Here is a 21,042-nt window from a genome sequence, read left to right as displayed (position 1 = left end):
GATAGTTTAAATTCAGAATCGGTACCCATCAGGGTGTTCACATAATCAACCGGTTGCATTTCCTGCGCGTTGACCTGCAAGGCCGAAACGCAAAAAAGCATGGCAAATAAAATAGCTAATTTTCTCATGGTTATTTCAATTATTTAGAATAATGACCGTGACTTAAAATTGTTCGGTTCATCATTGCGTTTAGGTACGATCTTGTACGTTCTATGAACTAATAAAATCAGCCGGCAAAAACTACTCACCGGCTGATTGCTATTTCTTTCTCTTTGTAGTCGAATTCATTCGTCTAGTAGGCCGAGGATGGCCGCGCTGACGGCGCCGTACCGAAGTTTCGGTTGGGCTCCGATCCCATTACAAATTTCAGACTTCCGCCATTGACAATCGCCTCGTGCGAAATGTACGAACGCTCATAGGCTTCACCATTCAACTCAACAGATTGAATATAAATATTTTCAGCACTGTTATTTTCCGTTTCGATGGTAAAGGTTTTGCCTTCGGGAAGTGAAATTTCAGCATGATCAAACAGCGGACTTCCAAACACATAGTAGCCATTGGCCGGATTGACCGGATAAAATCCCATGGACGAAAGAATATACCAGGCCGACATTTGTCCGCAGTCTTCGTTACCACTCAGTCCATCGGGTTGATCGGAATACAAGGTGGTGCAAATTTCACGGACTTTTTCAGCTGTTTTCCATTGCTGCCCCACATAGGCATACATGTAAGTAATGTGGTGGCTCGGCTCATTCCCGTGTGCATATTGTCCGATCAGACCGGAAATATCGGCCGAAGCGCCTTCCACTTTGATGGACTCAATTGAAAATAAACTGTCCAGCTTGGTGATAAAGGCTTCCTCGCTGCCAAACAGTTCGACCAAACCTTCCACATCGTGCGGCACCAGCCAAGTGTACTGCCAGGCATTTCCTTCGCAGTAATCATCCTCGCGGTGTTGCGAAAAGAACGGGTTGAACGGACTTCTCCAGCTACCATCAGACATTTTGCCACGCATAAACTCGCGGCTTTCATCGAAATAATGCTGATAATACTTGGCACGCTTGGCAAACAACTCAAAGTCTTCGGTTTTGCCCATGGCTTTGGCCATGGCAGCAATACACCAGTCGTCAATGGCATACTCCATGGCGCGGGCCACTGACTCCACCTGGCTGTCCGCCGGGATGTATTCAATGTCCTTGATGAAATCCAGACCCCGTTCATCGCGCATGGCAAAGGCCTTCACGGCCTCAAAAGCCAGTTCCGCATCAAAGCCATCAAAACCTTTCAAGTAGGCATCAACAATGACAGGAACCGCGTGGTAGCCCACCATTGTGTTGGTTTCGTTGCCCATGAGGTGCCACACCGGCAACTTGCCTTGTTCCTGGTAAATGGCCAGCATCGAATTCACAAAATCGTTCACCCGCTCAGGCTGAACCAGTGTAAATAAGGGATGCGCTGCCCGGTAAGTGTCCCACAGCGAAAAAGTAGTGTAGGTTTCAAAACCCGGGTTTTGGTGAACTTCGCGGTCGGCTCCGGGGTAGTCGCCATTCACATCATTGAACAACGATGGTGCAATCATGGTGTGATACAGGGCCGTGTAGAATATTTTCTTGTCGGTTTCGTTTTCTGTTTTAATGTTGATTTTGGCCAGTTCACGATTCCACTGATCTTGCGCTTTCGATTTCACAGCTTCAAAATCCCAATGGTTGATTTCGCTGGTCAGGTTGTTGGCCGCACCATCCATGCTGACCGGCGAAATGGCTGTTTTCGCCAGCAATTCGCCTGCACCTTCAAACTCGATAATGGCGGTGGCTACGCCGCGTTCATCCGAAGAATGAAGGATTTCGAAACTTTTGATTTCTTTTGAAAATTCGGTACAAAAAAATACCCGCTGGTCGTTGGCCCAGCCTCGCGAAAAGCGGAATCCCCGAATTCGGGTTTCATCTACCTGCTCAATTAAGCCGCTGGTCAGCTGATCCCATCCGGTTCCGTAGCGCAGGTCAATAATGACTTTGGAGTTGTCTCCCTCCTCGAAGTTGTATTTATGAAAGCCCACCCGCTCCGAGGTGGTCAGCTCGACATCAACCTGGTGACGATCGATATAAATGCTATAGTAGCCCGGCTCCACCACCTCTTTGGCGTGGGTGTATGCTGATTTCCAGTCGTAAGGATTTTCGGGATCAGCCGCATGCGTGTAACTGCCGGCAACAGGCATGAACAACACATCGCCCAAATCGCCAATACCGGTTCCGCTGAGGTGCGTATGTGCAAATCCAATCAAGATGGAATCGGAATAGTGGTATCCCGAGCACCAGTCCCAGCCCTGGGTTTCGTTGTTTGGGCCCAACTGCACGGCACCAAACGGCACGTTGGCGCCAACAAAAACATGTCCGTGGCCGCCCGACCCGATGTAAGGATCAACATAATCAATTGTTTCTTTCTCCGCAGTTGATTGCTGCTGTGAGCAACCCATCCAGCCGGCTACTGCCACAAACAAGAGTAAGAATCCGGCGCTGTGTTTTAAGGTTTTCATGTTATTCAGGGTTATTTTTTTCGGGTCTAAAATTAGCTTTAAAAATAAGCACCGCCAAGAGTGTTGGCGGTGCTAGCTGTCTAATTACACAAAAGATTAATATCCTGTGTTTTGAGTTAAATTTGGGTTTCGCTGTCTTTCATTTTCTGATATAGGGAACAGCAGGTGCGATTCCTGGAAAGTTTTGTTCCACACTGTGGTGTGTCCCACCGCGTTCTCAAAACTCACTTCACCTTTGTTCGCTTCCGAAGTTACCGGGAACATGCGTGTGCGCTGCACATCAGACCAGATTCTGAATTCGAGTGCCAACTCACGCAGGCGTTCTTTCCATACTTCCTCAACAAATTCATCGACTGATAAACCGGTTAATTCTGCGACAATTGTGCTGCGATCAGTTTGCCAGTAAGCGCGGGCACGAACATCAGCCAAATAGCCAATGGCTTCGGTGGTTACGCCCTCCGACTGGGCAATTGCTTCGGCAGCAATCAGCAGCACTTCGGCATAGCGATAAACCACCATGTCCTTGTTGTTTTGGCCAGTTTCGAAAAGTGCTTCGTCGTTGTGCCAGAGATAGGGCGAAGTCTCAAAGGTCTGAGTGATTTCTTCGCCCTCGCTCATGTAAGTCAGACTTGAATGGAAATACTGCTTTTCCTGAATGCGTAAATCATTCGTTTCGTCGTAAATCCATAGAAACTCTGGCATTGGTTTATAGGCATTGTTGGTAATCGAATATTGGAAAATACCCCAGGCTGTAGCACTGTTAGGGTAAGAAAGAGCAGGCTGCCAATAATTTTCTGAAATACTGGCATCGTACTCAATAGAATAGATGTACTCATCCTGAACATCTGACGTGCGAATCACATTGTAGGCGCTTAGCTCTTCGGTAGCACCATGCTCGATGAGAGAAAAATTGCCACTGTTGATGATCGACTTTGCAGCCGTTGCCGCTGCGGCATAGCTATCATCCTGCACCGGATATCCACTCACGTTCAGGTAAACATCAGCCAATACGGCCGCTGCCGTTGCTTTCGAAATCCGGAAGCCATTATCAGTCATGGGGATATTGTCCAGCCCACCCTGATTCACTGCAAACTCCAGATCTTCGATAATCTGTCCATAAACCTGCGCTACCGGAGTCCGCTCAACATAGAGGTTCTCCAAAGAAGAGTACGCGTCAAGAATCAGGGGAACGTCACCAAACGTTTTCACCAAATAGTAATAGTTGAAAGCACGGAAAAAACGTGCTTCAGCCAACAGTTGGTTGACCTCAGCAGAGGTCAGATCCGGCGTTTCCGGAATTTTGGAAATAGCCAGGTTTGCTCTTGAAATCGCTAAATAGCAAGCATCCCATGCTCCATCGAAATAACCAGCCAGGTTGCTGCCATTCAATGTCAGGTTTTGACTGTGCTGAACGTGAACTTCCTGTCCTTTATAGTCGTTGTCGAACAAGCCAGACATGTATCCACCCAACATAGCACGACTACCTCCATAAACTCCGGCGCTATAGAATGTTGGCGCACCGCTTCGGTACAAAATATTCACCGCGTTGTAGGCATGAGAGGGATAACTAAAAAACTGGTCCACACTCATTTCGCTTCGTGGTTCCTCTGCAAGAAATTCATCGCATGAGGTAAAAGCCGCGAGGGCCATTATAATGAATAGTATTTTTTTCATAATGTATTGCTGTTTAAATTCTCTGATTAAAATTTAACATTGACACCAAATGTAACCGTTGTTGGTTTTGGATACTGGAAGAAGAAAATGTTCTGTCCCCACTGATCGCCACCCCACGACGTCGCTTCCGGATCATATCCTTTGAAGTCGTCGGAATGAAGTACAAATAAGTTGTCAACACTGGTGAAAACGCGGCATGATTTCAGGCCTACGCGGCTCACGAAACCAGGATCGAAAGTGTATCCAAGCGAAATCAGGTTTCCTCTCAGGTATGAACCATCAACCACCCAGTGGTCATCTACTTCAGAGTTTTGTCCATTTAACGGCGCATTGCGGATTTGCTGCACCATGGTATTTTGATTCGATTCGGTCCATCCATCATAAAGAATTGTGGACAATCCATTGGCATAACCGGTACGGTCTTCGGTTGAGTGGAAGAACTGCTGCATAATTTCAATTCCAAGTGTAAATTGCAGATCCACCATCAAGTCGAAGTTTTTGTAGTTGAAACGGTTAATAAAGCTACCTGTCAAATCAGGCAAACCTTTACCTATAATTTCTCTTTCGGCGGTACGTTTTGCAACACCAGGGACAGCACCAACAGCAGCAGCTTCGGCCGCTTCATCTGTACCCCAGGTTCCTAACCGACGGTATCCGTAGAAAGAGCTCAATGACTCACCCACACGAAGGATTGTTTGGCTACCTGAAACCCACCATGGTCCGGGGAAAATATCTTCATCATTTTCACCCAGTTCTTCAATCTGGTTTTTGTTGTAATTCAGGTTCAGGGTTGATTCCCAATTGAAATCGCTGGTGGTAACATTTTGAGTCGTCAACAGGAAGTCAATACCCTGGTTGGAAACTGAACCAATATTGTCAGTAACCGAGGTAAAGCCAGTGGAGTGTGGCACCGGACGTCCAAGTAACAAGTCGGTAGTCAGCTTGTAATAATAGTCCATTTCAAGGCTGACCCGTTGATCTAACATGGTTAGGTTAAAACCAATATCAAACTGCGATGTTTTCTCCCATTCCAAGTCGGGGTTCGGCAGGCGGGTAACCACACTGTAGTTTTCGCGGGCACCATTCAACAAAACTGTTCCGCCGGAAATAGTGGCCAACGAGCGATAAGTTGACAGCTCCGTGTTACCGGTAATCCCATAACTGGCACGTAACTTCAGGTAGTCAATCAGCGAGGAGTTACTCATGAAATCTTCGTTTGAAACCACCCAGCCCAAACCTCCGGATGGGAAATAACCGTATTTGTTATTCTCTCCAAATCGCGAAGAACCGTCGGCACGGGCTGTAATTGTTGCCAGATACTTGTCTTTGTATGAGTATCCAAAACGGAAGAAGTACGAGTTCATCGCCCATCTTTCGTAATAGGAACCCGGCGCTGACGGATTGCTGGCAGCACCTACATTGTTGTATTTGAAAAAATCGTCAGAAAATCCAGAAACGTTGATCGTATTTTGGCGGTACACACGTTCCTGCCAGCTCATACCCAATACCGAGTTGATGCGATGATCATTAATGGATTTGTTGTATGACAGATAAGTTTCTTCCTGCCAGTAAAGGGTCTCGTAGTCGTTTACATTAGCCCATGCATTTGGATAAGAAATATTCAGCAGATCCTTCGGACTGTATTCTTTATTTTGGCGGAAGTGATTGTCCAAACCAATTTGGGTTTTCAAATCCAAGCCTGGCAGAATGTGGAAATTCAAAAAGGCATTTCCGAAAAACTGGGTGCGATTTCTGAGACGCTCCTGAGTGGTCAGTACGTGAACCGGGTTGGCCATTCCTTCCAATCCGAAATTGGTCGTGCTCGAACTGCTACTCCAACTTCCGTCAGGAAATTTCACAGGCATAATTGGTACCATTTCAATCATTGACCGGCGAGGCATTTGGTGGCCACCACCTTCTTCAACTTCATTTTCCCAGGTTTTATTAATCAGCATATTGATTCCAAAATCCATCCACTCGGTTGGTTTAGCATCATAAGCGATTTTCGCATTCACCCGCTTCATCCACGAGTTCAGCATGACACCTTCGGTTTCGGTGTAGTTTAAGAAAGCACCAACCGATGATTTTTCATTTCCCTGCTGGATGCTCAACTGGTGGTTGTGCGAAACGGCAGTCCGGGTTGCTTCTTCCTGCCAATCGGTATCATATAGCGGATTGCCGTTTGAATCGAACAGGCGGGGATCCGTGAAATCAATGGTAGGTTCTTCACCCGGATCGTAATCGCGGTATTTTGGTGCGTTTTCATAGCCTCTCTTGATTACTTCGAGCCATTCTTCGGAGTTCATCACATCCATTTTCTTGCGGATTTTCCCAACGCTCACATAGCCGTCGTACCCAACAACCACTTCGCCGGTTTTGGCTCCACGCTTGGTGGTAACCAGAATAACACCGTTGGCACCCCGGGCACCATAAATAGCAGCTGACGAAGCATCTTTTAATACTTCGATACGCTCAATATCGTTGGGGTTCACCAGGTGAAAATCTTCCATCACCACACCATCCACCACATAAAGCGGGTTGGTACTGGTTGTAATGGAGTTCACACCACGAATAATCACGCGGGTACTTCCGGTTGGAGAGCCTGAGTTCGAAAAGATATTCACCCCGGCCACTTTTCCTTTCATGCCCTGAAGCGCGTTAAATGCAGGGCGCTCCAAAATATCAGAAGCATCGACCACACCTACCGAACCGGTTACATCCGACTTGCGCTGCGTACCGTATCCCACGGCTACCACTTCTTCCAGGCCAATCACATCTTCGCTTAAAGTGACGTCGATTGAGCTGCGGCCATTCACCTCAACTTCCTGGGTTTTCATACCCACAAAAGAGAATACCAACACGCCATCGCCCGGAACATTGGCCAGGATATATTCGCCATTGCTATCGGTAATTCCACCTTTCGATGTTCCTTTAATAATTACCGTGGCCCCAGGAATGGATTCTCCTCGGGAATTGGAGATTTTTCCGCGAACCGTTTGTTCCTGCTGAGATTGGAAATCACTCGCTGTGAGCAGAATCAGGTTATCGTCCATTACCCGGAACGAAATACCTTGATCGGCGAACAGTGTTTTTAAAATTTCATCAACACTTTTGTTGTTCGCCTTCAGGTTTACTTTGCGATCAACGTCAACCTGTTCACGTTGATAAAAGAAACGAAAATCGCTTGTTTCTTCAATCTCCATCAGCACATCTGAAATCTTCTTATCCTGAAGGTTCAGGGTCAGTTTCGTTGTTTGCGAATACACGGAGGCCGAAACCTGCATGATGCAAACCAATAGTGTGAGTAGGGTCAGCTTCATCTTTAAAAACAGATTTTGTTTTCCCCTTCGTACATCAGGGAATGTAAGTTCAATTTTTTTCATAAATTTGAATGTTGTTGATTAATAATTAATAGGTGTGACAGCACCTGGTTATTAACTTACAGGCCGGTTGGATGTGACAGCATCTGCCGGCTTTTAGTTTAGGTTCATTTGTGTTCACATAGGCATCCTCCTATTTTATTTTTTTGTGATAATGACTTCCTGATCTTTGATGCTATAATTAATTGGAAGTGTGGCTTGCAAAATGTCCAACACCTCAATAATGGTCTCATTTTTAATTGTTCCGTCATAATGATGATTCAACAATCTTGTATCCTGAACCGTGATCTCAACGCCGTATTTACGTTCGAGCAATGTGATTAACTCACCCAAATTCATATTGATGAAGATGAGTTTATTGTCTTTCCACGAAGAAAAAAGGCCGGGCTTAACCTGTTTAATCTGAAGGGTTTTATTGGTTTTATGGTACACCAACTGTTCTCCTGGAACAAGCTGCAAGTCTTGTTTCAGCATGAAATTTTTGGTCGACTGGATTTGAATACTTCCCTTTTCGAGGGTCGTCACCACTTCCTGATCATCGGCATAAGCTTTTACATTGAACTCGGTTCCCAACACCCGAACAGCATATTGGGCCGTGTGAACCAAGAAAGGAATATCCTGTGATTTTTGAACGTCAAACCAAGCTTCACCCGTCAGGTAAACCTCACGGGTTTTGTCGTTCATATCCGATTTGTATTTGATCTCAGAACCGGAGTTTAAAAAGATGATGGTGCCGTCGGGCAGAATCATTTCGGAGATTGATCCTTTAGGAGCTTTAGAGGTGTAGTAAACGGGTTCAGAAATCGATTCAAAATCACTCCGTTGAATCAGGTTTCCAATGAGCAAGCCAACAAGCAAAATTGCAGCCGCCGCAAACCAATGTCTTAAAGGAATAATTTTGCTGTTTTTGCCGGAGGTGCCCGGCGTTTCGATCTTCTTCCAGAAGCGCTCAAATCCTTGTTTGCCTTTTTCATTCTCCCAACTTCCGTTCGGCATTTTATCGAGTTGCCGATACAACTCCATTTTGACATCGTACTCCAACTCTTCCCGATGAAACAGCGCCAACAATTCCCTGCGCTCTTTTTCAGATGCCGTTTCAGTTCTTAACTGCCCCAATTTTCTATTCAACGAATCGCCCATTCTTCCTGTTCTATTTTCATGTAGTACGAACGAACAGCTTCGAATACTCACGAACACGAAAAAAAAATCTAAAAAAAATACGTTTAACAGAAAAGGTAAAAGAAAAGCAGGGATAAAACTGAATTTCGTTTCAGCTTATCTTTCAAAAAAGCAGTGGCCCGATAGATTTGATTCTCAACCGTGCGTTTGGATAAACCAAGGCTTTCCGCAATTTCGTCATTGCTCAGCCCTTTTTCTTTGCTCAATTTAAATATTTTCCGGCGCTGCTCGGGCATTTCAGCCATCAGCTGGTTGAGTTGCGCTGCCAAATCGTTGTACACCACTTCGTCCCAAGTGCTATCGTTATCATCGGGTTGGCCGTTGGCAAATTCCTGGAAAGCCAGTTCTAGATTTTTCTTTCGGATAAAATCGTAAATACTGTTGACGGCCACTTTATAGAGGTAAGCCCGGATGTTTCCGGAAACATTCAGAAAATCCCGCTTGATCCACAACTTCAAAAAGACGTCTTGCACCAGTTCTTCCGCATCGTAATCTGACTTCAAGTAGCTCAAGGCAAAGCGATGAATCTTCATTCCATAGCGATCATACAAAATCCGAAAAGCATCTTTCGATCCTTCCCGCAACAAGGGTATCAGTTCTTGATCTTGTATCTCAGGGGAGATTCTCACGCAAAAACAATTTAGTTGGTTTCAGGCAAAGATAGAAGAATTTAAGTGTCCCATTAATGTTGAAACTTATTTTTACCGGACAGCAAATTCAAGTTATTGATGGTCATTTTTTGTCATTCGTAGCCATTTTTTGTTTTTTTCTCCCCATTCAATGACTACAAATGACCTCTTCATGACTGCTATTTTTTGAAGCCAATTCATAGCCGGCGCAGGCATACAATTGGTTCCTTGCCCTGGCCTGACCGCTCAATTTGCCGTTCGAATCCACGCCGTACGTTTCAGCGTATCTGTGTCTTCAGCAAAATACGGCTGCAACACCAAGCTTGTATCCTGAATTCCCGAAAAGGTGAAAGTTGGCATTTTCCCGGCCGGAGATACAAAATTGAGGTACTGAATGGGATCACTTCCGGCGAAGGCCAAAGATTCATCTTCAGGGCTGGGATAGCTCAAAAACAAGGAGCCATAAGTGAGCGCGAAAGCAGGACCGGCTTCTTCTCGCTCCAAAACCGTGGGGCGCATCCCAAGGATGATTTCAACCTCTTCTCCATTTTTCCATTTCTTCGCAATTTCGGTAAACTCTCCAGGCTCAACCGGATATTTCACCCCTTTGCAGGTCACGCTTGCCCGGTTAGCCCATTCCGGAATCCGAAAATAAAAATCCAGGTAGCGGGTATCCTGCAGCTCTACCTTTAAGGTAATTACTCCGTCAAACGGATAATTTGTTTCCTGCACCAAGCGGACCACACCACCCGTAGTATGCTCGTATTGCAAACTTGAACTTCCGTATAAATTGAAATAAATACGATCGTACAAACGGGTGTAAAATACCGATTTAATTTGATCTTCCTGAAGCTGGTTTTCCCCAACCGGATTATAGGCCATCCGCTCCAACGCATCGGCAAAACGAACCTCTTCGGTATATTTCAACAGGCTGTCGTTTAGGGCTACCCATGCATTAAAATCGGCTGTAGACAAAGCTTCCAAGTGTTTCAATACTTGCTCATTCAGAAATTCCCACGCCTTGGACAGGTCTGAATCCGTTTCCAATTCCTTTCGTTGTGCCTTCAGTTGCTCCAGCTGCTTGCCCAACCGCCCAATGTCGTCGATGTACATTGATGGTTGATCACTCGCAGTCGTTTTGTGCGCAGCACCATCTGGCACTGATTCGGCCAGAACTCCTCCAATGGAAATTTGTTCGGCGGGAATGCCTTCGGCTGTATTTACCGGATCCTCCGCAGTCTTTAAGTGACAGGAAACGATGGCGAAAAAGGCCGATAGTATCAGTAGTTTTCTCATGTTTTTAGCTTTTCATCTCTAAGGAACAGCAAAAAGGGTTTGAGGTTCATCAGGAAATTGGCTTCTGGATATGAAACTCAACTGACTTACAAATTAACTGTCCAAAAAAACTATGCGAAAGGCTTGCATGGCAGTATTCACCCCGAAAATTTAATAGTTCACCGAAAATTGGGAACCAATGCAAACAAAAAATCCTACTTTCGTTTTGGTTAAAATTCACTCATTCAAACTGAACAGATGAACACATTGGGAAACGTGATTTGGGTCCTATTTGGCGGCTTCTTTATTTTTTTGGAATACCTGATCGGCGGCATCTTGCTTTGCCTGACCATTGTTGGAATTCCATTCGGACTGCAAAGTATTAAAATGGCGCAGATGGCCTTATGGCCTTTTGGCAAGCGCATTGAATACATGAACTACGCACCCGGATGCCTCTCGACCATTATGAACCTGCTTTGGCTGGTGTTTGGTGGTATTTTAATTGCGCTGAGCCACCTTGCTTTTGGCCTCCTGTTTGCCATTACCATCATTGGGATTCCGTTTGCCAAACAGCATTTCAAACTGGTGAGCCTGGCCCTGACACCTTTTGGCCGACGGATTGTTGACTGCTAACCGGCGTTCGGCTCAGCTGAAGAATATTAAAACTGCCCGATTACATCTCTGTTTGTTCTGTCGCAGTCGCCAATTATTGTCATTGATCGTCATTTTATTGTCATTAATTGTTTCAATACAACCTAAAAACAACCAATGACCATGAATGACCGCTGGCTCGCAATCAAGCACGGATCCTCTTTTTTTATTTTTCGTGTGTATGTAATCCGCACTCTTTTTTCGAGTTGCTCTCCCACCACCAACGTCCGGCGCGGAAATCCTCGCCCGGCTGAATAGCTCGTGTACAGGGCGCACAGCCAATGCTAACAAAGCCACGATCGTGTAGCACATTGTAGGGCACCTGGTTGTCCTTGACATACTCACGGCAATCTTCCAGGCTCCAGTCGCGCAAGGGGTTGTATTTCACAATTTCGTGTCCGCCATCCCACTCAAACAACTGCATATCTTCGCGATTATTCGACTGAGATGCCCGGATACCGGTAATCCAACATTCCATGCCTTTCAAAGCACGGCCCAAAGGCTCAACCTTGCGGATGTGGCAGCAGGCTTTCCGGTTTTCGACCGAGAGATAAAAGCTGTTGGGACCCTTCTCGCCAACAAACTTTTCCAGCTCCTCCTGATTGGGATACATGGGCTGAATGGGCTTTTGGTATTTTTCAAGCGTGCGGTTATATACTTTGTAGGTTTCTTCGAACAAGCGCCCTGTATCTAAGGTCACGACCTTGATCGGGATGTCGTTTTTGAAAATGTAGTCGGTGATCACCTGGTCTTCAATCCCAAAACTGGTGGTAAACACCACTTTCCCTTCGAACCTATCGGCCAGGTTTTTTAAGACATTCACAATTTCATTTTCCTTAAATTCGGCATTAAGCTGCGCTGCTGTTTCTATAGTAACCATTTGATTTCCCTTTCGTTTATTTTCAATAATAAGTCACAAAAATAATCATTTTCAAACAAGATGATCAAACTTGTGTTGATTCAATAAAAAGACTCAGACACGATGAACAAGCAAAGAAAGTGTTTTACTGATAATAAAAAATTTAGTTCCTTTGGAACAAATAAATTCATGCAAAAAAGATAACATTCATGGGAAAAGTATTGATCATTGGCGCAGGTGGCGTAGGAACCGTTGTAGCTCATAAAATGGCTGCGCTTCCTGAAGTTTTTACTGAAATCATGCTGGCCAGCAGAACCAAGGCCAAGTGTGATGAAATAGCAGATAAAATTGGTGGTAACCGCATCAAAACAGCGCAGGTGGACGCGGAAAACGTGCCCCAGCTGGTTGAATTGATCCGGAGTTTTAAACCTGACCTGGTGGTCAATGTGGCCCTTCCCTACCAGGATCTGCCCATTATGGATGCCTGCCTGGAAACGGAAGTGAGCTACCTGGACACGGCCAACTACGAACCCAAGGAAGAAGCAAAATTCGAATACAAATGGCAGTGGGCCTATCAAAACCGCTTCAAGGAAGCGGGAATCACCGCCATCCTGGGCTGTGGCTTTGACCCTGGCGTCACCAGCATTTTCACGGCTTATGCAGCCAAGCATCATTTCGATGAAATTCAGTATCTCGACATTGTTGACTGCAACGCCGGCGACCACGGAAAAGCCTTTGCGACGAACTTCAACCCGGAGATTAATATCCGCGAGGTGACGCAGCGAGGCAAATTCTGGAAAGATGGCCAGTGGGTGGAAACCGAGCCACACGAAATTCACAAACCATTGAACTACCCCCATATCGGGCCGAAGGAATCGTACCTGATTTATCACGAAGAACTGGAATCGTTGGTAAAAAATTTCCCAACCATTAAGCAAGCCCGTTTTTGGATGACCTTTGGACAGGAATACCTGACTCACTTGCGGGTAATTCAAAATATTGGCATGGCCGGCATTGAACCGGTGATGTATGAAGGACGTGAAATTGTTCCAATCCAGTTTTTGAAGGCTGTACTACCCAACCCCGGCGACCTGGGCGAAAACTACAAGGGACAAACTTCCATCGGTTGCCGCATTAAAGGGCTGAAGGATGGCAAGGAAAAAACTTACTACGTGTACAACAACTGCGACCACGAAGTGGCTTATGCCGAAACCGGCACGCAGGCGGTGAGCTACACCACCGGTGTTCCGGCCATGATTGGTGCCATGATGTACCTGAAAGGCTTGTGGAAAAAAGAAGGTGTATTCAACGTAGAAGAATTCGATCCGGATCCATTTATGGAAGCGTTGAACGAACATGGCCTGCCTTGGCACGAAATTCACGACACAAATCTGGAAATGGAGTATTAAATACGGAAGTACCAGAATAGCAAAGAGGCTGTCCTTTTCAATGGGGACAGCCTCTTTATTTTTTACCAGTCAATTTCTGCTGATTTTAGTCATCCGATGAATCCATCATTAACTGATTTAAACGGGGGGAAACATCACCGCAACTTGCAGACATATTCATCGGATGACTATTCGAAGTGAACGCTCCCTGCTATACGGAAACTTCATTTACTGCTTCCAGCTTTTCTTGTCCGGCTTCAATAGCTTCGAGGTTTAGTGGAATGAGCTTGTGATGGCGCTCGGGAAGCGATTTCTCCAGTCCCTTGCGGATGCTTTCCATCTTAACAATGGGTTTGGCTTTCAAATAGGCGCCCAACACCACCATGTTAAAGGTTTTTACATTGCCCAGGTCAGCGGCAATCTTGGTTCCTTCAATCTTGTAGATGTTAATATCGGTCCGGGTAGGCGGATTCACAATACCATTGGGATCGTACAGCAGGACGCCACCGGGTTTTACCGTCTTCTCAAATTTATCCATCGATTGCTGGTTCAGGATGATGGCCGTATCAAATTCGTGTAGAATGGGCGAGCTGATTCGCGTATCGCTAATGATCACCGAAACATTGGCTGTTCCGCCTCGCATCTCGGGGCCGTACGATGGAAACCAGGTCACTTCCTGATCTTGCATCACACCCGAATAGGCCAATATTTTACCCATGGAAAGCACTCCCTGCCCACCAAATCCGGCGATAATGATTTCTTCAGTCATGATTTCAGTTTTTTAGTTCTTTTTTAAATAGGCATCAGGCGCATCGCGCTCGCCATCTTTCATATCTCCCATCGGAAAGAAGGGGAACATGTTCTCTTCCATCCAAATATTGGCATCCACCGGGCTCAAACGCCAGCCTGAGTTACAGGTCGACACCACTTCGACAAAGGAAGTTCCTTTTTTGTCGATGGCATTCTGAAAGGCTTTTTTGATGGCTTTGCGACATTTACGTGCTGTTGCCGGTGTATGTGCCGACTGCCGTGTCACGTACGAAGTTCCCGGCAGCTGGGCAATCAGTTCGGTAATCTTCAGCGGATAACCATTGCGCTCTAAATCGCGTCCGCAGGGTGTGGTAGCCGTCACTTGCCCGAGCAAGGTGGTTGGTGCCATTTGTCCACCCGTCATTCCATAGATGGCATTGTTGATGAAAATAACGACGATATTTTCGCCACGATTGCATGCATGCAAAATTTCGGCTGTTCCAATCGATGCCAAATCGCCATCGCCCTGGTAGGTAAACACCACCTTGTCCTCGTTCACCCGCGCAATGCCGGTAGCCACTGCCGGAGCACGTCCATGGGCAGCTTCCTGCCAGTCAATGTCAATGTAATTGTAGGCAAATACAGAACAACCAACCGGCGAAACGCCAATCGTTTTCTCCTGAATGTCCAAATCCTCAATTACTTCGGCCACCAAACGATGCACCACACCATGCGTACAGCCGGGGCAGTAATGCATGGTTTTGTCGGTCAGTAGTTTTGGTTTTTGATAAACCAGGTTTTCGGGTTTGATAATATCTTTTACGTCCATCTTTTCAAGCTTCAATAAGTTTTTGTTCCAATGCTTCTACTACCTCGCCCGGCGTTGGGATAATTCCCCCCATCCGGCCAAAGTATTTTACAGGTACCGAACTATTTCCACATCCGGCAGCCAACTGAACGTCTTCCACCATTTGTCCGGCATTCATTTCAACAGTCAAAAAGCCTTTTACTTTTTTTGCCAGTTCGGCAATGGGCTTTTTGGGGAACGGGTACAGGGTGATGGGCCGCAGCAAACCAACTTTCAAGCCTTTGGCACGCGCCAGATCAACCGACTTTTGGCAGATTCGAGCCGACGAACCAAAAGCCACCAGAATGTACTCGGCATCGTCGCACTGAAAGGTTTCGTAGCGAACTTCTTCCTCTTCCATCTGCTTATATTTTTCTTGAAAACGCAGGTTATTGCTTTCCATTTTTGCGGAGTCCATTTCCAGCGATGTGATGATATTGTAGTCGCGGTTTGGCTTTTTCCCATTGGTCGCCCAGCTTCCATATTTGTCATTAATTTCTTCGGAAGTCATTCGCGGTTTGTACTCGCTCAGCACCACTTTTTCCATCATCTGCCCGATGGCGCCATCGGTCAAAATCATGGCCGGATTACGATATTTGTAGGCCAGTTCAAAGCCAAGGTCAACAAAATCATTCATTTCCTGCACCGAAGAAGGAGCCAGCACAATCAGCCGGTAGTCGCCATGTCCGCCTCCTTTAGTTGACTGGAAATAATCAGCTTGCGAGGGCTGAATGGTTCCCAATCCCGGGCCGCCACGCTGCACATTCACAATTAAACAGGGCAACTCAGCTCCGGCAATGTAGGAAATTCCTTCAGCCATTAAGCTAATTCCGGGGCTTGACGACGAGGTCATGACTTTCTTTCCCGAGCCGGCTGCTCCGTAAACCATATTAATCGAAGCCACTTCGCTTTCGGCCTGTAATACCACCATGCCGGTTTCGTCCCAGGGTTCACGGGCCATGAGCGTTTCCATCACCTCTGACTGTGGGGTGATCGGGTATCCGAAGTAACCATCGCAACCACAGCGAATAGCTGCTTCAGCAATGACTTCGTTCCCTTTCATTAATCTTAAATCTCCCATCTATTGAATCTTTTAATGTTAACAGCAATTAGATCTTTACGCGGTAAACTGTAATACAGGTATCCGGACAAACGACTGCGCAGTTTGAACAGCCAATACATGCTTCGGGATTTTCCATAAATGAATAATGATATCCCCGGCTATTGACCTGTTTGTTTTGTCCTAAAACCTGCTGCGGACAAGCGACAACGCAAAGGCCACAACCTTTACATTCCTCGGTGTCAACAACAACTGCTCCTACTACTTTTGCCATGGTTTTGTTTTTTATAAATTTCTTAAGTCTTCAAAGCCCCGGATTCTGACCTCTTGCATCAAACTCCATCTGGCCATACAAATCTATAGTATCAACGCTTCTCTGCCTGCAACAAAAGTTGCATATTTAATCCTCTATATTTTGTTCAATATTCGCGTGAATATATTCCGATGAATGCCCAGGTACGAAGCAATGTGTTGCCGCTGCACCCTGGAAACCAAATCGCCATGTTCTTTGACAAACCGCTTGACTCGCTGCGATGCGGTGAGTGATTGCAGCATATGCACCCGCTTCATGGCATTCACATAGCTTTCTTCGGCCATACGTCTCACCAGCGCCTGTAGCTCACTGCTGGACGCCAGCATCTGGTCAAATTCCGTTTTTGTAATAAAAATGAGTAGGGAATCTTCGTATGCCCGAATGGCTTCAACCGAGTTGTCACCCGACAAAAACGAATCATGACTACTGACAATGGCATTGTCGGGTGTGTAGAAGAACCGGGAGATCCACTCCTGCCCGTTTTCGGACACATAAGTAGCATACATCAAGCCGTCCAGCAAAATTCCCAATTTTTGATTGGGCTCGCCATAAGCCAGGAAGGTTTCCCCTTTTTTTACTGAAATGGGCGCTTGCTTCGCAAAATATTTCTTCAACTGGTTCAAAGTCGAATGATCAAATATTTTGCTTGAATAGCCACTCATTTCTTATCAATTAGTTCACCGGAAAATCAGTTGCAAACTGCTCCAGTCGTTTATCCAAATCATCAAATTGGCTGCGTTGCACATGCGACACACAGGCCCGCAATCCTTCTTTTTCACTTCCCGTGTTTTTCAGCGTAATGGCACTCACGCCGTAGTACAGCAAATTGGCCAGTAACTCTTCGCCGGTCATGTTCGGGTAAGCAATGGTGAAATAAAAGCCATCGCCCACCAATTCGTCGCCATCTTTTTCATATACAATGTAGAAGCCATGCTTCAGAAAAATCGATTTCATGATTTTGGCCTTCTCGCTGTATTCTTTCACATCGTTGATGAAGTTGAACTGGCCATCGCTGGCGGCTTTAAACATGGCCGCCAGGGCATACTGGGCCGAATGGCTGGTTCCGGATGACAACGTGTACAAAGCCCGCAACACAATGGCGTTTCCAAAGGTGTTGCTTTTGAAACGGATTTTCAGATTGTCGTAATCACGATTAAACAGGCTATCTGAAATGATCATCATGCCGCAACGCTGTCCGGCGTATGAAAATATTTTCGAGCTCGATACAAACAGCACATAGTTGTTGGTGTAACGGGCCACGGTTGGCTGGTAAGGTGGCTTGCCCGGCGTGTACAAATCCTTGCGGAAATCCATGCCAAAATAAGCCAGATCTTCCATCACAATCACATCATACTTGTTGGCCAGTTCGCCAATAATCTGCAACTCTTCCTCGGTGAAACAAATCCAGCTGGGGTTATTGGGGTTCGAATAAATAATGGAGTTGATATTCCCTTTGGCAAGAAAGCCCTCCAGTTTTTCGCGCAACTTGGCACCCCGGTGGTTGAATACGTCAAATGTTTCGTATTGATGGCCCATGACCAGCATTTGCTGTTTTTGAACCGGAAAGCCCGGATCGATAAACAGGGCGGTGTCCTTTTTCGCATCAACATTCGATGCCACCAATAAGGCGGCATAGGTTCCCTGCATGGAGCCTACGGTTGGAATACAGCCAGCAGGACTGACATCCACATCCATAAAAAGTTTGATGAAACGCGATGCTTCCTGCTTCAGCGGCTTGATGCCATCCATCATCGGATATTTGGAAGCGACACCGGACCGAAGGGCTTCAATTTCGGCTTCGGTGCCCACCTGGGCGGGCGGCAGGCCAGGAACGCCCATTTCCATACGGATAAATTTCTCACTACCCGCCTCTTCTACTAAATTAACCAAGGCGACTATTTCGCGAATGGAAGCTTGCCCAATATGATCGATCCGGAGTTTGGCGATATTCTGATCAACAAGTTGTTGATTGATTGGTGTTTTTTTCATCGTTTTTTTGTGTTGACCGAATTCTGCTGTACGGGACACAACCGAAGGTGCTTTGGCTGAAAAAAGGTCAAACTCCAATCAAAAATCACTTCAGTAATTTGCTGTAACAGGCAGAAATTCTGATTAAAAAAAGTAAAGTATTCGCGAATTACCAAGCATCTGAAAACTATTACAGAACAGGTTTTACAATTCGAAATAACTTACTGATTGAAAGAACAAAATTGATATCGTTTTGAAATAAATCTTTCGAGATTAAAAGAAATTCAGGCCTTTTGGACGACCTGAATTTTATCATGTTTTTGCCTTAGAATCCGAAATCGGGCTGAATCGACTGGAGCCAGGCAGCAATCCGCTCGTCGGTCAGTTCCGGCTCAAAATCCTCGTCAAGTGGCAAGCCGGCAAACTGCCCGTCAATCAGGGCTTCCGAATCGTCAAACTCGTAACCTTCGGGACTAACCGACCCCACCAGCTTGACATTTTGTTTCATCAGCTCTTTGGCCAAACGACCAATGGCATTCACAAAATGCTCGGGATAAGTAATGTGGTCACCCAGCCCGAAAATGGCAACGACCTGTCCTTTGTAGGCGGCCTTGCTCACTTCAGGAAAAAATTTGGCCCAATCGGTATTGGAGTATTCCGAATCCCAGGTTTCTTTGCCAACGGTCGAAATTCCAAAAATGATTTTATCGTATTTCTCCAGATCGGAGGCAGTGGCGTTATTTACCGAAATCATATCAACTTGATCTTCGCCAATAGCAGCAGCCACTTTCTCTGCGGCACGATGAACGGAACCTTTTTCGGGTCCAAAAAACAGTCCTATTTTACTCATATCTCAAGGTTTTTTAAAAGGTCACGAAACAGTTTCTTTTTTTATTTTCTATCCGGCACTCACTGGCAGGAACACCAATGAATCGGGGTTTTATTGATTCTGGATCTCGAGTTCGCCCCGGACATATTCGCCTAAAATAGACAAACTGGAGACATTTTTCAAAATTAAATGAATGGCATGCTCGTAATTTGCCGTGGTATCCCACTCCACATCAACATGAATGGTGTATTCGTTGGGTTTGCCAAGAATGGGAACCGACAAAATTCTGTTCAGGTTGATTTTATTTTCTGCAAAGATATTCAGCACTTTGGCCAATGCGCCATAGTAGTGTCCCACTTCAAAACAAATCGATGCTTTGTTATTCTCCTCGGCATGATTGGCATGTTTGGACAGGATCCAAAAACGCGTGTAATTCTTTTTATTCGATTCGATGCCTTTGTCGATCACATTCAGTCCGTAAATTTCAGCGGTACGCAAGTTCCCGATTGCCGCGGCATCCGTCAGTTTCTCCTCTACCAGCAATTTTCCTGAAGCGGCGGTGTCCTGGTTCTCCCTGATCTTCGCTTCGGGAAAGTACTTCTCAATGTATTCGGCACATTGGCGAATGGCAATGGGATGCGAGTAAATGGTTTTGATGTCTTCAGGCTTGGCACCCGGAAGCATCATCAAGTTCATTTGAATATGGATATAAATTTCACCGATAATCCGCAGGTGATAATCGCGAATGAGCGAATAATTCTGAATGATACTTCCGGCAATGGAATTTTCAATGGCCATGACGGCAATGTCAACCTGATCGGTATCAATCAATTCACAGACACTCTGAAATGACCGGCACTCCACAATTTCGATTTCCTCGTCGCCAAAATAATTCCGTGCAGCATCTTCGTGAAAAGAACCGGCGATTCCCTGAATAGCAATTTTCTTCATAGCTTCATTATAAGATTAAAAAATCCCGGAGGATTTAAGCCGGGACAATTTACGTAAAAACACGTTGATATCCTTTCCTGGCAGCCGAAAGCAAAAAAAGAATTAACGAAAAAAGAAGATCTCCGCGTTCAAAGCCTCCCAGGCTTTTCCATCTGACGAATGAAGTCCTTACTCCTCAACTTGCTCCGTGGCTGTCTGATCCAGGGCATCTTTTATACGTTTTAAAAAATCCTCCCAGGTAAAGGCAATGGCCAACAGCAACACCAGAATAAAACCGATCATGAATTTTTCATTGGTGTTCAATTTTCGCATAATCAAATGCTCTTAAATTTTATACAGATCGCTGGCTTTCACCAGTTCGAGCTGATGTTTTTGTAAAACCTGGATACATTTTTCGATATCATCCGGCTTCAAAACAATGTTGGCCGACCGCTTATCCATCGAAAACGCGTAAAGATACTCAATAAAGACCTCTTCGGATGACAAAATGTTCAAGGCTTTTGCCAAGGCACCGGGCACATTCGGACTGTTGAGACAAACCACATCGGTTAGTTTGACTGAAAAGTCAGCTGCTTTCAGCACTTGGTAAGCTTTATCGGGGTCGGATGCAATGAGGCGAAGAATGCCAAACTCTGAGGTGTCGGCCACACTTAAAGCCGACAAGTTGATTCCGGCATCACCAAGCAATTGAGAAACTTCATTTAAGCGTCCGCTTTTGTTTTCCAAAAAAACAGACAATTGTTTTATAATCATATC

General features: G+C 45.7%; 19 protein-coding genes. 2 read left to right on the top strand and 17 right to left on the bottom strand.

Annotated elements, in window-relative coordinates:
- Window positions 1–292: 292 nt before the first annotated feature.
- The 6 genes from NC99_RS02160 to NC99_RS02135 form a co-directional block, all read right to left on the bottom strand.
- Window positions 293–2,533 (bottom strand): GH92 family glycosyl hydrolase, encoded by a 2,241-nt coding sequence (locus NC99_RS02160; protein WP_053179381.1) that lies wholly within the window; start codon window positions 2,531–2,533, stop codon window positions 293–295.
- Between the two features lie 96 nt (window positions 2,534–2,629).
- Entirely contained in the window at window positions 2,630–4,207 is a 1,578-nt protein-coding gene (locus NC99_RS02155; protein ID WP_053179379.1) for a RagB/SusD family nutrient uptake outer membrane protein, read from the bottom strand.
- A gap of 26 nt (window positions 4,208–4,233) precedes the next feature.
- On the bottom strand, window positions 4,234–7,590 hold the full coding sequence (locus tag NC99_RS02150; protein ID WP_204374871.1) for a TonB-dependent receptor: 3,357 nt from the start codon (window positions 7,588–7,590) through the stop codon (window positions 4,234–4,236).
- 135 nt (window positions 7,591–7,725) lie between these two features.
- The gene (locus NC99_RS02145; protein ID WP_053179377.1) at window positions 7,726–8,727 is read right to left on the bottom strand and encodes a FecR family protein; all 1,002 of its coding nucleotides are present in this window, start codon (window positions 8,725–8,727) and stop codon (window positions 7,726–7,728) included.
- An 83-nt stretch (window positions 8,728–8,810) separates the two neighbouring features.
- Window positions 8,811–9,395: an RNA polymerase sigma-70 factor gene (locus NC99_RS02140; RefSeq protein WP_082326262.1), complete on the bottom strand. Its 585-nt coding sequence runs from the start codon at window positions 9,393–9,395 to the stop codon at window positions 8,811–8,813.
- Window positions 9,396–9,641: 246 nt separating this feature from the next.
- Window positions 9,642–10,691: a glycoside hydrolase family protein gene (locus NC99_RS02135; protein WP_053179373.1), complete on the bottom strand. Its 1,050-nt coding sequence runs from the start codon at window positions 10,689–10,691 to the stop codon at window positions 9,642–9,644.
- Between the two features lie 237 nt (window positions 10,692–10,928).
- Between NC99_RS02135 and NC99_RS02130 the strand changes: the two genes are divergently transcribed.
- Window positions 10,929–11,303 (top strand): YccF domain-containing protein, encoded by a 375-nt coding sequence (locus tag NC99_RS02130; protein ID WP_053179370.1) that lies wholly within the window; start codon window positions 10,929–10,931, stop codon window positions 11,301–11,303.
- A gap of 184 nt (window positions 11,304–11,487) precedes the next feature.
- On the opposite strand, the gene NC99_RS02125 is transcribed toward NC99_RS02130, so the two are convergent.
- Window positions 11,488–12,201, bottom strand: coding sequence for a phosphoadenylyl-sulfate reductase (locus NC99_RS02125; RefSeq protein ID WP_053179368.1), 714 nt, complete (start codon window positions 12,199–12,201; stop codon window positions 11,488–11,490).
- A 188-nt stretch (window positions 12,202–12,389) separates the two neighbouring features.
- On the opposite strand from NC99_RS02125, the gene NC99_RS02120 reads away from it, so the two are divergent.
- On the top strand, window positions 12,390–13,589 hold the full coding sequence (locus NC99_RS02120) for a saccharopine dehydrogenase family protein (RefSeq protein ID WP_053179366.1): 1,200 nt from the start codon (window positions 12,390–12,392) through the stop codon (window positions 13,587–13,589).
- A 190-nt stretch (window positions 13,590–13,779) separates the two neighbouring features.
- Here the strand turns inward: NC99_RS02120 and NC99_RS02115 are convergent, their stop codons facing one another.
- From NC99_RS02115 to NC99_RS02080, 10 genes are all read right to left on the bottom strand, one after another.
- Window positions 13,780–14,337 carry a 2-oxoacid:acceptor oxidoreductase family protein gene (locus tag NC99_RS02115; RefSeq protein WP_053179364.1) on the bottom strand — a complete coding sequence of 186 codons (558 nt, stop codon included), beginning with the start codon at window positions 14,335–14,337 and terminating at the stop codon, window positions 13,780–13,782.
- 12 nt (window positions 14,338–14,349) lie between these two features.
- Window positions 14,350–15,147 carry a thiamine pyrophosphate-dependent enzyme gene (locus tag NC99_RS02110; protein ID WP_053179361.1) on the bottom strand — a complete coding sequence of 266 codons (798 nt, stop codon included), beginning with the start codon at window positions 15,145–15,147 and terminating at the stop codon, window positions 14,350–14,352.
- Window positions 15,148–15,151: 4 nt separating this feature from the next.
- Window positions 15,152–16,246 carry a 3-methyl-2-oxobutanoate dehydrogenase subunit VorB gene (locus tag NC99_RS02105; RefSeq protein ID WP_053179359.1) on the bottom strand — a complete coding sequence of 365 codons (1,095 nt, stop codon included), beginning with the start codon at window positions 16,244–16,246 and terminating at the stop codon, window positions 15,152–15,154.
- Between the two features lie 28 nt (window positions 16,247–16,274).
- Window positions 16,275–16,499, bottom strand: a complete 225-nt coding sequence (locus NC99_RS21530; RefSeq protein WP_082326261.1) for a 4Fe-4S binding protein — start codon at window positions 16,497–16,499, stop codon at window positions 16,275–16,277.
- 134 nt (window positions 16,500–16,633) lie between these two features.
- A complete protein-coding gene (locus NC99_RS02100; protein ID WP_053179357.1) occupies window positions 16,634–17,200 on the bottom strand; it encodes a Crp/Fnr family transcriptional regulator in 567 nt (188 codons plus the stop codon).
- Between the two features lie 10 nt (window positions 17,201–17,210).
- Window positions 17,211–18,527: an aminotransferase class I/II-fold pyridoxal phosphate-dependent enzyme gene (locus tag NC99_RS02095; protein ID WP_053179383.1), complete on the bottom strand. Its 1,317-nt coding sequence runs from the start codon at window positions 18,525–18,527 to the stop codon at window positions 17,211–17,213.
- Between the two features lie 304 nt (window positions 18,528–18,831).
- Entirely contained in the window at window positions 18,832–19,356 is a 525-nt protein-coding gene (locus NC99_RS02090) for a flavodoxin (protein WP_053179355.1), read from the bottom strand.
- A 90-nt stretch (window positions 19,357–19,446) separates the two neighbouring features.
- A complete protein-coding gene (locus tag NC99_RS02085) occupies window positions 19,447–20,286 on the bottom strand; it encodes a prephenate dehydratase (protein WP_053179354.1) in 840 nt (279 codons plus the stop codon).
- A 168-nt stretch (window positions 20,287–20,454) separates the two neighbouring features.
- Window positions 20,455–20,598 carry a hypothetical protein gene (locus NC99_RS21795; RefSeq protein WP_157624368.1) on the bottom strand — a complete coding sequence of 48 codons (144 nt, stop codon included), beginning with the start codon at window positions 20,596–20,598 and terminating at the stop codon, window positions 20,455–20,457.
- A gap of 12 nt (window positions 20,599–20,610) precedes the next feature.
- On the bottom strand, window positions 20,611–21,039 hold the full coding sequence (locus NC99_RS02080) for an ACT domain-containing protein (protein WP_053179352.1): 429 nt from the start codon (window positions 21,037–21,039) through the stop codon (window positions 20,611–20,613).
- Between the last annotated feature and the right edge of the window lie 3 nt (window positions 21,040–21,042).

It is taken from the genome of Sunxiuqinia dokdonensis (genome assembly GCF_001270965.1).
Classification (GTDB): domain Bacteria; phylum Bacteroidota; class Bacteroidia; order Bacteroidales; family Prolixibacteraceae; genus Sunxiuqinia; species Sunxiuqinia dokdonensis.
The sequence above is the reverse complement of the archived record's forward strand: the minus strand, read 5'-3'. Positions and strand labels throughout refer to the sequence as shown.